This window comes from Halofilum ochraceum, assembly GCF_001614315.2.
In the GTDB taxonomy this organism is placed as follows: Bacteria; Pseudomonadota; Gammaproteobacteria; order XJ16; family Halofilaceae; genus Halofilum; species Halofilum ochraceum.
Map to the genome: position 1 here is coordinate 361,038 of NZ_LVEG02000001.1, position 13,166 is coordinate 374,203.

Genomic DNA, 13,166 nt, shown 5'->3' on the forward strand with positions numbered 1-13,166 from the left:
GGCGACCCCTCCGCAGTGGTGGGGCGCCGGGATGCAACGCCGTGATCGCCTGATCCGTTTCATCGTCCGCCCCTTACCAGTACGTGAACACGGCGACGATATGGGCGCTCAGCGCCGCCAGCAGGGCGATGGAGAGCGGGACATGGAAGTAGAGCCAGATCTGGAGCAGCGCCCGGTGCTGGATATCCTGATTCAGTCGCCGCACGATCTGTCGGCGGCGGCCCAGCACGTCCATGAGTTCCCGTATCCGGGCGACCTGCTGGCCCGGTTGCGCCTCGGCCAGCTGCCCGGCGACAAAACGCATGGTCGACTCCGCCCGCATGATGCGGTCGGCCTCGCGCTGCTTGATCTCGTCCAGATTCGCCACGAGCGTGCGGTTTTTCTCCTCGAGGAACGCTTCCGCTTTCTGGTCCTCGCGTTCGGCCTTCTTCGGACGGCCGCCACGAAGCTGAGCCACGACGCCGCCCCCGACGCTCGTGTTGCGCAGCGACCGCAGTACGATCTGATGGGTGGAATCGTCGATCCGGTCGGCGAGTTCCACCGCCTGCTGCTCCAGCGAGCCGATCTCCTCGAGCATGGCCTGCGGACCGATGCCGGTACGGTTCGCCGTCATCTGTGACGGGTATCGCCGGTAGGCATAGACGCCGTAGAGACCGCTCAGCACGACGGCGATCATGAGCCCGAAAGCGACGGTATGGATATTCCAGCCGAACTCGAATCCCGTATGCAGTGTGGCGATGACCACCAGGGCCACGCCGAGGTAGACATGTGCTGACAGCCAGCCCCGAACGCTTCCGGCATTCGAGGCGAAGCGTCGTTTGCGGATGCCGTACCAGAGGAGAAGCAGGATGATCGCGGCACCCAGGCCGCCAAGGCCGTAGCCGACCCAGGTGCCGCCATCCGGACCGCCGATCGGGTCATGCCACGCGTACACCGCGATCGAGCCCGCGGTCAGCGCCAGCGCGAACTTCAGCCAGCGGAATTCCTTATGCGTAAGGAAGGAATACGCCATCGATTCAGTCGTCCTCGCTGACCATATTGAAAAACGCCTCGGGGCTGATCCGCATCGCCGCGCCGGTCGGGCAGGCGCGTACGCAGGCGGGTCCGCCGTCGAGGTCCTTGCACATGTCGCACTTGACCGCTTTCTTCCGGTCGCTCTCCTTTTTCCGCGGTTTCAGCTCGCTGCCGGGCTCCGGTCCGAGGCCGGTCAGCAGCCATGTCCAGAGGCTCGGCTGACGCTTCGTCTCGGTACCCATGCGGATCACCCCATAGGGGCAGTTTTTCTCGCAGTTCCCGCAGCCGATACAGGTGTCGTCTATGTAGACCTCGCCATTCGGGTTGCGATGGATCGCGTCCGGCGGACACTCCTTCATGCAGTGCGGGTGCTCGCAGTGTCTGCATGAGGTCGGCACATGGACATTCGCGAAGGTCGGGCCGGCCTCGCGATTGAGGCGGGAAACGCCGCCGTGGGTGGATGCGCACGCGCGCTCGCAGTAGTCGCAGCGGATACACAGCGATTCGTCGATCAGCAGCACATCCGTGGCTTCGCCAATTCCCTGCTCGACGAGGAATGAGATGATGTTGCCGGCCTGGGTCCGGTTCGCCATGTCCATATCCTCGGTCAGGCGCTCCTTGTAGACCTGCTGGACACGACGGCGTACGTCGGGATGCTGCTCCATCAGCCGTTTGAAGGCATCGCCTTCGAGCCGCACGGTCTCGGTCGCGACGGCCGCGCGTACGGTCGCACTGCGCGGGGAGTCCGATACCAGCGCCATCTCGCCCACGTACTGACCGGCGGGCACGTAGGCGAGAACGATTTCGCGGCCGCCGATCTCGCGCGAGATCGTGACCGATCCACGGCGGATGAGCTGGAGGCAGTCCCCCGGCTCGCCTTCACGGAAGACCGTGTCGCCGGCGGCGAACTTCTCCACGGTTGCGCTGCCGACGAGTTCCGACAGGTCGTCGGCGCTGCACCCCGGCGCGATCTGCGACTGGATGGCGCGCAGCAGGAACGATTCCTCGACCACCCGGCGGACGGCTTCGACCGAGTACATCAGCGTGAGCAGGGAGCGGCGCGAACTCTCGATCACGATACAGTCACGACCGGCGACGACCGTGGCTGAGCGCCGACGCCCGGAAATGAGGCTCATCTCGCCGAAGAATTGCCCCTGACCCAGCGGGATCGATGCCCGGGGCGTTTTGGGATCCGCGGGATCACCGGGCTGGATCTCGACTTCGCCCGCGAGGATCGAGTAAATCGAGTTCGAGTAATCCTTGTAGCGGAAGATGACTTCGCCTTCCGTCGGCGCATGGATATCACTGTCCAGGAGAAACTCGCGCAACTGCAGTTGCGTGATCGGCGCGAGCATCGGTACCCGTTGCTGGATCATCGCCAGTGTCGCCGGTACATCGTCGCCGCCCGGGATCGCGGCGAATTTCTCCCGCAGCAGGGGCGTGTCCGCGGGCTCGACCTCACGGCCCTCGATGTACTCGATGACCTCGTAGCCCTGGTTCATCGCCTGCTTGATCAGTGGATAGCCGGCAAGCGCGCCGACGATATATAGGCCTGAGACGTTCGATTCGTACTCGCTGGTCACCTCGGGGACCGCCGACTGCTCGTCGCTCGGGAAGATGACTCCGCAGGACTCGACAAACGCACGCGGCGGGATCGCCCCGAGGCGGGCGATCAGGCGATGGACCGGGATCTCCGCCTTGCCGTCTTTGGTGTCGAGCGTGAGTTGGCCGGCATATCCGCTGTCGTCATCGAGCGCATCGACGCGATCGACCGTGCTTTCGTAAAAGCACTCGAGGCCGATCCGATCGTCGTCGATCGCATCGAGCACCGCCTGATTGTTGGCGTCTTTGGCGCGGTTGAATTCGTCGCGCTTGTTGACGATGATGACCCGGTTCTGCCGAGCCAGTGCGAGTGCGTTCTCGATCGCGGCATCCCCCGCACCGACCACCACGATGGTCTCGTCGCTGTAGGCCTCGGGATCGTCGAGCTGATACTGGACAAAGGGCAGGTCTTCGCCGGGACGGCCCAGTTTGCGGAGATTGCCCTGTACCCCGATCGCCAGCACGACGTGCTCGGCCGCGACCGAAGTGCCATCCGCCAGGGTCAGGGTGAAATCGCCACGCTCGCCGGTGACGCTCTGGACGGTCGCATTGAAGCGGATGTGGGCCTGGAGTGCATTGACCGCCTGGTCCCAGGCGCTGAGGATCTCCTCGCGTCGGCCGGGCTGGAACGGCATCGGGGCCCGCAATGGCAGCACCGCCGGCTCCGCCATCACGTGTTTGCCGCGCTGGTATCGATAGATGGTGTTGGCGCAGTGTGGAGCGCCTTCGAGCAGGACGTGCGAAACACCGAGCTCGGCGGCATGACAGGCGGCGCTCAGGCCGGCCGGTCCAGAGCCGACGATGGCGACCCGGTATCGTTCCATTGTTCCCCCTCGAGGCCACACTGCCCTGGACGATACGGTCCGGCGGGCAGGTGCCACGAACGCAGTCCGGATATCCCTGAGCCCCGGTTGGGGGCCATGTTGCGGCTGCAGTGATCCGGTTGTTTTGTCTTTCGGGCTGGGAATGCGGCGAAGGAGCCGCTACCCTGCCGACCAGCGCGGTTTCTTTGTGCCGCGTCATATCGAACGGCAAGGGAGTCGCGTGCCGATGGACGGACACAAACACACTTGTCGATGCCCGCAGCCTAACAAATCCCGCTCACGGAGCAAGATATTTGCCCGGTTGGCCGGCTTTGTACTGCTCTTCAGCCCAGCGCTGAGCGCCTTTGCGGCGGAGGGCCTGCAGCTGCCGCAGCACAGTGATCCGGATCATCTCGGGGTCGCGACCTGCGCGGGCAGCACCTGTCACGGCTCCGCGGAGCCGCTCGACGCCGCATCCGTGCTGCAGAATGAATATCTGACGTGGCACCGGCGCGATGCTCACGCACGGGCGTACGAGACCCTGCGCAGCGAGCGTTCGGCCCGAATCGCGCGGAATCTCGGTCTCGGCGCTGCCTACGAGGCCGATACCTGTCTCGATTGCCACGCCGACAATGTGCCGGATGAGCGGCGGGGACGGCGTTTCCAGATCGCTGATGGCATCGGCTGCGAGGCATGTCATGGCGGTGCCGAGGACTGGATCCGTTCCCACGTCAGCGGCGAGGCGTCTCATGCCGACAATCTCGCGCGGGGGATGTATCCCACGGATCGCCCCGAGGCCCGTGCCAACCTCTGCCTGTCCTGCCACTACAGTCATCCCGACACGCCGATGCGTCATCGCATCATGGCGGCCGGTCATCCCCCGCTGCAGTTCGAACTCGCGACTTTCGGTCAGTTGCAGCCTCCGCATTACCGGATAGACGCGGATTATCGCGACCGCAAGACCGTCGCTTCGGCCGCCCGTACCTGGGCGGTCGGGCAGGTGATGGACGCGCGCCGGGTGCTGGGTCTGCTGCGCGATGATCTGTTACGGGCAGGGCTCTTCCCGGAGCTTTACTATTTTGACTGCAACGCATGCCATCACGATTTCGGCGCCGCGGACTGGGTCAGTCGGCCGGCCGCCAATCCCGAGCCGGGCAGTGTCCCGCTGGAGGACGCCTCCCTGCGGATGCTGGGTCACCTGCTGAGCGTAGTTGATGCCGGGCTTGCGCAACGCTGGTCGGATGGCCTCGATCGTCTTCACGCGGCGACCGGCGAGGGTGCCGGCGCCGTGCGGGCGGCCGCCGATCGACTGCACGCCATCGCCGGGGTGGCGGGTGATCGGATCGAAACACAGGGCTTCGCCGGCGACGCCGTCGTGCGGGTCATGGGGCGTATCATCGCGGCGGGGCGCCGCGATGGATTCGGTGACCGGACCTCAGCCGACCAGGCCGCGATGGCGCTTGCATCGCTGCTGACCACGGCGCGCGCGGAAGAGCTGCTGGCATCGGCACGGCTGGATCGGCTCGAGAATGCACTGGACCGGATCTATGTCAGTCTGGACGATCCGCGCGACTATTCGCCCTGGCGCTATCGCGATGCCCTGGGCGGGTTCGCACGGGCGCTGCCATAAGGCTGAGAACAACCCGGTTCGGCCGCCACGAGGCTGTCCGGGTTTCCCGGACAGGCTCCTGGTGACGGGACTCAGTCCGCCCGGTCGATCGCCTTCGGCGGGCGCTCCGGGAGTAGACCCTCTCGACGGGTCAGGAGAATGATCTCGAGCAGGAGCCCGATCAGGAAGATCCGCAGGGCCGATGCCTGGGTCGCGAGCTGGTCGGGGAGCAGGCCGATATCGGCGAGGATATCGATCATGGACGAGCTCAGCGTCCAGACGGCCCAGATGACCAGCGCGCCCAGCAACGCACCGCGATTGTTGCCGCTGCCGCCCGCGATCAGCATGACCCAGACGACGAAGGTGGCGAACATCGGATCGAATGCGCTGGGGCTGATAAAGCCGACGAAATGCGCGTACAGGGCGCCGCCGAGCCCCATGAACATGGATCCCAGTACGAACGCCTCCACCCGGAACAGCAGCACGTTCTTGCCCGCGGCGAGCACGGCGTCCTCGTTTGCCCGGATCGCGCGCAGCACCCGGGCCCAGGGCGAGCGGAACAGCCGCTGACAGATCCAGTACACACCGCCGACGAATGCCAGCAGGATGGCGAGATAGGTCATGCCCTCGGCGATCCCCTGCAGTTCATCAAACGGGCTCGGGATCGAGGAAATGCCGCGCACCCCGTTGGTCAGCCAGCCCTCGTTCTTGAGGAACAGCCGCACGATCTCGGCGATGCCGATGGTCGCGATGGCCAGATAGTCCGAGCGCAGATTGACCGTGATCAGACCGACCAGCAGGGCCAGCAGGCCGGCGACCACCATCGCCAGTATCAACCCGACGAGAAACGGCAGACCGAACCCGCCGAGGTAGTTTTCGCTGGCCGGTCCGGTCGCGATCGCCGTCGTGTAGGCGCCGACGGCGAAAAAAGCGGCCACGCCGATGTTCAGCTGGCCGTTGTAGCCCCACTGGATATTGAGGCCGAGCACGAGTACGGCGTACACCGAAACCATCGACAGGAAAAAAACCAGATAGCTGAACAGGCCCGAGAGTTCCATCAGAGCACCTTCCCCCCGAAGATTCCGGTGGGCCGCCAGATCAGGATGATGACCATCAGCGCGAAGGCGACGGCGGGCTTATAGGCCGCGGGGAGAATCAGCGTCGACATCTCCTGTGCCAGACCGATCACGAGCGCGCCGGCAACGGCCCCGTACGGCTTGCCGATGCCGCCGAAAATGGCGGCCGCGAACACGGGTAGCAGCAGCTTCCAGCCCATGATCGGATGCAGCCGCGTGTCCATGCCGAGGAAAATCCCGGCCGCCGCCGCTAACACGCCGGCGATGATCCAGGTCAGGATCACGATCCGGTCGGTGTTGATGCCGGACAGCCGCGCGAGATCCGGGTTGTCCGACATCGCCCGCATGGCCTTGCCGAACCGCGTGTGCTGCAGGAACAGGTGGAGCAGGAGCATGAGACCGGCGGCGCCGCCGACGATCATCACCTGGGTCGGCTGGATGCGCAGGCCACCGAAGGTCCAGGGCATCGAGATGCCGCTTTGATAGATCTCGTTGTCCGGGCCCCAGATCATCTGGATCAGGCTGCGCAGCATCAGGGCCACGCCCACCGAACTGATCAGGAGAATGATCGGGGACACCTGTTGCAGGCGGCTGTAAAGGGCCCGGTCAATGCCGATGGCGACCAGCGCGGTGGCGCCGAGCGCCAGGCCGAACGCCGCGAACATGGGCAGACTCATGCCGGCAACACCCGCCAGCGCGAAATACGCGCCCAGCGTCATGAGGTCGCCATGGGCGAAGTGGGCGAAGCGCAGGATGCCGAAGATCAGCGATACGCCGATCGCGCCCAGGGCGATGATGCTGCCGAGCACGATGCCGTAGATGACGATCTGGAGGAAGTCGATCATCGCGTCAGCCTCCCAGGAACATCTCGGCGACCTCGCGGTCGGCCAGCAGGTTCGGCCCGGTGTCCTCATGGCGGTTGGCCCCGAGCACCAGCACGTAGCCCCGATCCGCCAGCGAGAGGGCATGGCGGGCGTTCTGCTCGACCATGAGGATGCTCACCCCGGACGCATTGATCTCCTGAATGCGCTCGAAAATCAGATCGATGAATTTCGGAGAAAGCCCGGCCGTGGGCTCATCGAGGAGGAGCACCTTCGGATCCAGCATAAGGGCGCGCCCGATCGCCACCATCTGGCGCTGGCCGCCGGAGAGAGTGCCCGCGGCCTGGCCGCGTTTTTCTTTCAGTGGCGGGAACAGCTCGAATATGCGCTCGATCTGGGCGCTGTAATCATCCCTGCGGATAAAGGCGCCCATCTCCAGGTTCTCGAGCACGCTCAGCGACGGGAAGACGTTGTTCTCCTGCGGCACGTAGCACACGCCACGACTGACAATGCGGTCGGGGGAGAGTCGGGTGATGTCCTGGTCGCGGAAAGTGACCCGTCCGGAGCGGACGTTAACCAGCCCGAACAGGGCCTTCATGGCGGTCGATTTGCCGGCGCCATTGGGGCCGACGATGACGACGACCTCGCCCGCGTCGACATGCATGGACACGCCATTGAGGATGTCGCCGCCGCCGTAACCGCCGTACAGTGCTTCCGCGCTCAACAGGCTCATGCGTCCTCGGCCTCCTTTGCGGCGCCGCCGCCGAGGTAGGCCTCGAGCACCGCCTCATCGTGGCGGACCTCGTCCATCGTGCCCTGCGTGAGCACGCTCCCCTGGGCCATTACGACCACCGGGTCGCAGAGTTCGGCGATCAGGTCCATGTCGTGTTCGATGATGCAGAAGGTGTAACCGCGCTCACGGTTGAGGCGGCGGATGTCTTCCGCCAGGTGGCCGAGCAGGGTGCGGTTCACGCCCGCACCGGGCTCGTCCAGGAGCACGACCCGGGCGTCGGTCATCATCGTGCGCCCGAGTTCGAGGAGTTTCTTCTGCCCCCCGGAGAGGTTCGCGGCCAGCTCATCGCGGACGTGCGTGAGCTGGAGGAATTCCAGCACATCCTGCGCGCGCTCGCGGACCTCGCGCTCTTCGCGGCGTACCTGCCCGAACCGGAACAGGGTGTTGGGCACCCGTTCGCCAGACTGCCCGGCGGGCACCAGCATCAGGTTCTCGATCACCGTCATGCGGCCGAATTCGTGCGGGATCTGGAACGTGCGCACGAGGCCGCGGTGGAAACGCTTATGGGCGGGCAGGGCGGTGATGTCCTCGCCGTCGAGCAGGACTCGGCCCGAATCCGGCGTCAGGAACCCGGCCGCGATGTTGAACAGGGTCGATTTCCCCGCGCCGTTCGGGCCGATCAGTCCGGTAATCGAACCGCGCGGCACGCTGAATGAGCAGCCATCTACGGCCCGCAGGCCGCCGAACGTCTTGACGATGTTCTCGACCTCGATCATACGGGACCGTCTGGGCGGGGAAATAAGCGCGAAACCATACAGACCGACCCAGGAAAGCTCAAGCCGGGGCGCTTTCGTACAACCGGTTTTCGGCGCTATTCTGACTGTCTGGAAGGGTGTCGTTGCCGGAATGTCCGGCGTCGCATCCGGACCTCTGCCGGACCGGTACCGCGCATAACATGTATCGCTTTGCCGGTCCGGTGGTGGTGCAGCAGGAGGAGTGACGTATGGCCGAAAGCCCGAAAGTCGACGCGGCGCCCAAGCCGATTCGCAAGCGGGGCAAGCCCAAGGGCCGCGCCGTCGACCCGGATGCCCTGGTCGAGGTTCAGCAGCTGCTCGGTGACGCTTCCCGTCAGTCGGATCTGCTGATCGAGCATCTGCACCTGATCCAGGACCATTACGGCTGTATCAAGGCCGATCATCTGGTCGCGCTCGCCCGCGAAATGAAGCTCGCGCCGGCGGAGGTCTACGAAGTCGCCACCTTTTACCACCATTTCGATGTGGTGAAAGAGGGTGAGTCCCGCCCTGCCGAGATCACGGTCCGCGTCTGCGACTCGATCACCTGCGAGATGTGCGGCTGCGACGAACTGGTCGACTCGCTGCAACAGGGCCTCGGCGACAACGTCCGCGTCCAGCGCGTGCCCTGCGTGGGCCGCTGTTACGACGCACCGGTGGCCGTGGTCGGCCGCAATCAGATCGGTCACGCCACATTCGACAATGTCCGCACGGCGGTCGATGCCCGGGCCACGCTGCCGGAAGTGCCGGATGAGACCGTGCACTTCGAGGCCTATTGCGCGGACGGGGGGTACCGCCTGCTGGCGGAATGCGTCCATGGCGAGCGCGATCCCGAGGATATCGTCACGACCCTGGAGAACGCGAAGCTGCGCGGGCTTGGCGGCGCGGGGTTCCCCGCCGGCCGCAAGTGGCGCGCGCTGCGCAACGAGCCCGAGCCGCGCTATGTCGCGATCAATATCGACGAGGGCGAACCGGGCACGTTCAAGGACCGCTACTACCTGGAGCGCGATCCGCACCGCTTTATCGAGGGCACCCTGATCGGCGCCTGGGCGGTGAACGCGCCGGACGTCTATCTGTACCTGCGCGATGAGTACGCGGCCGCGGAGCGGATCCTGCACCGCGCGGTGAAAGAACTGACCGACGATCCGCCCTGCCAGTTGCCACGGATTCACATCCGTCGCGGCGCCGGCGCCTACATCTGCGGCGAGGAGTCCGGCATGATCGAATCGATCGAGGGCAAGCGCGGCATGCCGCGCCTGCGCCCGCCGCTGGTCGCGCAGGTCGGGATCTTCGGCCGGCCGACGCTGGAGCAGAATCTCGAGACGATGCACTGGGTGCGCGATGTGCTGGAGAACGGCCCCGAGTGGTTCTCCCGCCATGGTCGCCACGGCCGCACCGGCTTTCGCTCCTTTTCCGTCAGCGGCCGCGTAAACAAGCCGGGCGTCCACATCGCGCCGGCCGGTATCACGCTGCGGGAACTGGTCGACGAGTACTGTGGCGGTATGGAGGCCGGCCATAACCTCTACGGGTATTTCCCGGGCGGGGCCTCCGGCGGCATCCTGCCAGCCTCGAAGGCGGACATCCCGCTCGACTTCGATACCCTGCAGGAGGCCGATCCCAACTGCTTTATCGGTTCCGCGGCGATCGTCGTGCTGTCCGATCAGGACAGCGCGAAGAAGGCCGCGCTGAACACGATGCGCTTCTTCCACCACGAGTCCTGCGGGCAGTGCACGCCCTGCCGCGTGGGTACGGCCAAGGCGGCCCATTTGATGGAGTCCGAGCATTGGGATACGGCCCTGCTCGATGAACTGGCCACCTGCATGGTCGATGCCTCCATCTGCGGCCTCGGCCAGGCGGCGCCGAATCCGATGCGCTGCGTAATCAAGCATTTCCCGGAGGAACTGTCCTGATGGCTGCTCAACCCGAGGATGTCGTCGAAACCGTCACATTCACCCTGGACGGCGAGCAGATCACCGCCTTCGAGGGCGAGACGATTCTCCAGGCGGCCGACCGCGAAGGCCTGGGCACCCAGGTGCCCCGGCTGTGCTATACCGAGGGCCAGCGCCCGGTCGGCAACTGCCGCTCCTGCATGGTCGAGATCGACGGGGAGCGCGCACTCGCGCCTTCGTGCTGGCGCTTGCCCAGGGAAGGCATGGTCATTCGCAGCGGGAGCGAGCGCGCGCGCGCGTCTCAGAAGATGGTGCTGGAACTGCTCCAGTCCGATATGCCCGAGACAACCTACGCCCCGGACAGTGAACTGGAGTACTGGGTCCAGGAATTCCGGATCGGGACGCCGCGCTTCGAATCACGCAGCCAGCCGAGCGCCGATCTCAGCCATCCGGCGATGGCCGTCAACCTGGACGCCTGCATCCAGTGCACCCGTTGCGTGCGCGCCTGCCGTGAGGAACAGGTGAACGACGTCATCGGTTTCGCGTTCCGCGGCGATCAGGCCGAGATCGTGTTCGACCTGGGCGATCCGATGGGCGAGTCTTCCTGCGTCGCCTGTGGCGAATGCGTGCAGGCCTGCCCGACCGGCGCGCTGATGCCCGCGAACGGTGTCGGCCTGGTCGAGGAAGACAAGAAGGTCGATTCCGTATGCCCGTACTGCGGTGTTGGCTGTCAATTGCAGTACAACATCAAGGATAACCGGATCCTGCATATCGAAGGCCGCGACGGGCCGTCCAACCACGAGCGCCTGTGCGTGAAAGGCCGCTTCGGTTTCGATTACGTCAATCACCCGAACCGGCTGACGAAACCGCTGATCCGCAGGGAAGGCGTCAAGAAGGAACTGCGCAGCGACTTCGATCCGGGCCGTCCGGAAGAGATCTTCCGTGAGGCGACCTGGGAAGAGGCGCTGGACCGCGCGGCGCAGGGACTGCTGCGGATCCGGGATGAGCAGGGCCCGCAGGCGCTGGCCGGCTTCGGCTCTGCCAAGGGGTCGAACGAAGAGGCGTACCTGTTCCAGAAGCTGGTGCGCACCGGGTTCCGCACCAACAACGTCGATCACTGCACGCGCCTGTGCCACGCCTCGTCGGTCGCGGCGCTGATCGAAGGCGTCGGTTCGGGCGGCGTGTCCAACCAGGTGCGCGACGTCGAGGACGCCGAGACGATGGTCGTCATCGGCGCCAATCCGACCTCGAATCATCCGGTTGCAGCCACGTTCATGAAGAACGAGGCCGAGCGTGGCAAGAACCTGATCGTGATGGACCCGCGCCGCATCGAGCTGGCGCGTCATGCGACGCATACGCTGCAGTTCAAGCCTGATACCGACGTCGCCCTGCTGAACGCGATGATGTACACCATCATCGAGGAAGGGCTCACGAACGAGGACTTCATCGAGGCGCGGACCGAGGGCTTCGACGAACTCAAGCGCGTCGTCATGGCCGAATACAGCCCCGAGGCGATGGAACCGGTCTGCGGTATTCCGGCCACCACGATCCGCGAAGTGGCCCGGATCTATGCCACCACGAAGTCCATCATGTTCTGGGGCATGGGGATCTCGCAGCACATCCACGGCACCGACAACTCACGCTGCCTGATCGCGCTGGCGCTGATGACCGGCAACGTCGGCAAGCCGGGTGTCGGCCTGCATCCGCTGCGCGGCCAGAATAACGTCCAGGGCGCCTCGGACGCCGGCCTGATCCCGATGGTCTATCCGGACTACCAGCCGGTCGGTAACGAGGATGTGCGCCGCAAGTTCGAGCAGTTCTGGGGCGTGAGCGATCTCGACCCCAACCCGGGCCTGACGGTCGTGGAGATCATGAACACGATCCACGCCGGCAAGCTGCACGGGATGTACATCATGGGCGAGAACCCCGCGATGTCCGATCCCAACCTGAACCATGCCCGCGAATCGCTGGCGATGCTGGATCACCTCGTCGTTCAGGACCTGTTCCTGACCGAGACGGCCGCCTACGCGGATGTGGTCCTGCCGGCCTCCGGTTTCCCCGAGAAAACGGGCACGTTCACCAATACCGACCGCCGCGTTCAGCTCGGGCGCAAGGCCCTCGATGTACCGGAGGGTGTGGGTCAGGACTGGGAACTGGTCCAGGCGATCGCGCAGCGCATGGGGCTGGACTGGCAGTACCAGGACGTCGGCGAGGTCTACGAGGAAATGCGGCAGGCGATGCCATCGATTACCGGCATCACCTGGGAGCGGCTGCAGGCGCAGGACTCGGTGACCTATCCCTGTGCATCGCTGGACGATCCGGGCCAGGGCGTCGTCTTCCGCGAGCAGTTCCCGACCGCGAACGGGCGGGCGAAATTCGTGCCGGCGCACCTCATCAGTGCCGATGAGACCCCGGACGATGAGTACCCGTACGTGTTGATCACCGGCCGCCAGCTGGAACACTGGCACACCGGATCGATGACGCGCCGCGCCAGCGTCCTCAACGCCATCGAGCCCGAACCGGTGGTCAGCATGCACCCGCTGGATATGTACGACCTGGGCGTCACCCAGGGCGATCCGTTGCGGATCTGGTCACGGCGGGGCGAGGTCAATGCCTTTGCCCGCGGTGATGACGGCATGCAGCGGGGCGAGGTCTATCTGCCGTTCGCCTATCACGAGGCGGCGGCCAACCTGCTGACGAACGAGGCGGTCGACCCATTCGGGAAGATCCCGGAGTTCAAGTTCTGCGCGGTTCAGGTCGGTCTCGGCGAGGCCGTAACCGCCGCGCAGTACTGAATGCCGGCGATCACGACGGAGTCGGTATCCCCG

Annotated in this window: 9 protein-coding genes; 3 read left to right on the top strand and 6 right to left on the bottom strand. The window is 65.4% G+C overall.

Going from position 1 to position 13,166, the window contains the following annotated elements:
- Positions 1-73 precede the first annotated feature (73 nt).
- Together A0W70_RS01665 and A0W70_RS01670 are read right to left on the bottom strand one after the other, a co-directional pair.
- Complete coding sequence (locus tag A0W70_RS01665) at positions 74-1,012, bottom strand: hypothetical protein (RefSeq protein ID WP_070987708.1); 939 nt, start codon at positions 1,010-1,012, stop codon at positions 74-76.
- Between the two features lie 4 nt (positions 1,013-1,016).
- Complete coding sequence (locus A0W70_RS01670; protein ID WP_070987709.1) at positions 1,017-3,440, bottom strand: cyclic nucleotide-binding domain-containing protein; 2,424 nt, start codon at positions 3,438-3,440, stop codon at positions 1,017-1,019.
- Between the two features lie 301 nt (positions 3,441-3,741).
- Between A0W70_RS01670 and A0W70_RS01675 the strand changes: the two genes are divergently transcribed.
- Positions 3,742-5,049: a multiheme c-type cytochrome gene (locus A0W70_RS01675; protein WP_070987711.1), complete on the top strand. Its 1,308-nt coding sequence runs from the start codon at positions 3,742-3,744 to the stop codon at positions 5,047-5,049.
- A gap of 71 nt (positions 5,050-5,120) precedes the next feature.
- On the opposite strand, the gene A0W70_RS01680 is transcribed toward A0W70_RS01675, so the two are convergent.
- The 4 genes from A0W70_RS01680 to A0W70_RS01695 are packed head-to-tail and all read right to left on the bottom strand — an operon-like array spanning position 5,121 to position 8,434.
- Positions 5,121-6,086, bottom strand: a complete 966-nt coding sequence (locus A0W70_RS01680) for a branched-chain amino acid ABC transporter permease (RefSeq protein ID WP_175443036.1) — start codon at positions 6,084-6,086, stop codon at positions 5,121-5,123.
- Entirely contained in the window at positions 6,086-6,949 is an 864-nt protein-coding gene (locus tag A0W70_RS01685; RefSeq protein WP_070987713.1) for a branched-chain amino acid ABC transporter permease, read from the bottom strand. The genes A0W70_RS01680 and A0W70_RS01685 overlap by 1 nt, the downstream gene beginning before the upstream one ends.
- Positions 6,950-6,953: 4 nt before the next feature.
- Positions 6,954-7,658, bottom strand: a complete 705-nt coding sequence (locus tag A0W70_RS01690) for an ABC transporter ATP-binding protein (RefSeq protein ID WP_070987715.1) — start codon at positions 7,656-7,658, stop codon at positions 6,954-6,956.
- Positions 7,655-8,434 (bottom strand): ABC transporter ATP-binding protein, encoded by a 780-nt coding sequence (locus A0W70_RS01695; RefSeq protein ID WP_070987717.1) that lies wholly within the window; start codon positions 8,432-8,434, stop codon positions 7,655-7,657. Before A0W70_RS01695 ends, A0W70_RS01690 begins: the two co-directional genes overlap by 4 nt.
- Positions 8,435-8,661: 227 nt before the next feature.
- Here A0W70_RS01695 and A0W70_RS01700 point away from each other — a divergent pair, with 227 nt between their 5' ends.
- Complete coding sequence (locus A0W70_RS01700) at positions 8,662-10,359, top strand: NAD(P)H-dependent oxidoreductase subunit E (RefSeq protein WP_070987719.1); 1,698 nt, start codon at positions 8,662-8,664, stop codon at positions 10,357-10,359.
- On the top strand, positions 10,359-13,133 hold the full coding sequence (fdhF, locus tag A0W70_RS01705; protein WP_070987721.1) for a formate dehydrogenase subunit alpha: 2,775 nt from the start codon (positions 10,359-10,361) through the stop codon (positions 13,131-13,133). The genes A0W70_RS01700 and fdhF overlap by 1 nt, the downstream gene beginning before the upstream one ends.
- Positions 13,134-13,166: the final 33 nt, after the last annotated feature.

Coding starts and splice junctions, on each gene's coding strand:
- A0W70_RS01665 (WP_070987708.1), bottom strand. CDS start 1,012: ATGGCGTATTCCTTCCTTACGCATAAGGAATTCCGCTGGCTGAAGTTC.
- A0W70_RS01670 (WP_070987709.1), bottom strand. CDS start 3,440: ATGGAACGATACCGGGTCGCCATCGTCGGCTCTGGACCGGCCGGCCTG.
- A0W70_RS01680 (WP_175443036.1), bottom strand. CDS start 6,086: ATGGAACTCTCGGGCCTGTTCAGCTATCTGGTTTTTTTCCTGTCGATG.
- A0W70_RS01685 (WP_070987713.1), bottom strand. CDS start 6,949: ATGATCGACTTCCTCCAGATCGTCATCTACGGCATCGTGCTCGGCAGC.
- A0W70_RS01690 (WP_070987715.1), bottom strand. CDS start 7,658: ATGAGCCTGTTGAGCGCGGAAGCACTGTACGGCGGTTACGGCGGCGGC.
- A0W70_RS01695 (WP_070987717.1), bottom strand. CDS start 8,434: ATGATCGAGGTCGAGAACATCGTCAAGACGTTCGGCGGCCTGCGGGCC.
- A0W70_RS01700 (WP_070987719.1), top strand. CDS start 8,662: ATGGCCGAAAGCCCGAAAGTCGACGCGGCGCCCAAGCCGATTCGCAAG.
- fdhF (WP_070987721.1), top strand. CDS start 10,359: ATGGCTGCTCAACCCGAGGATGTCGTCGAAACCGTCACATTCACCCTG.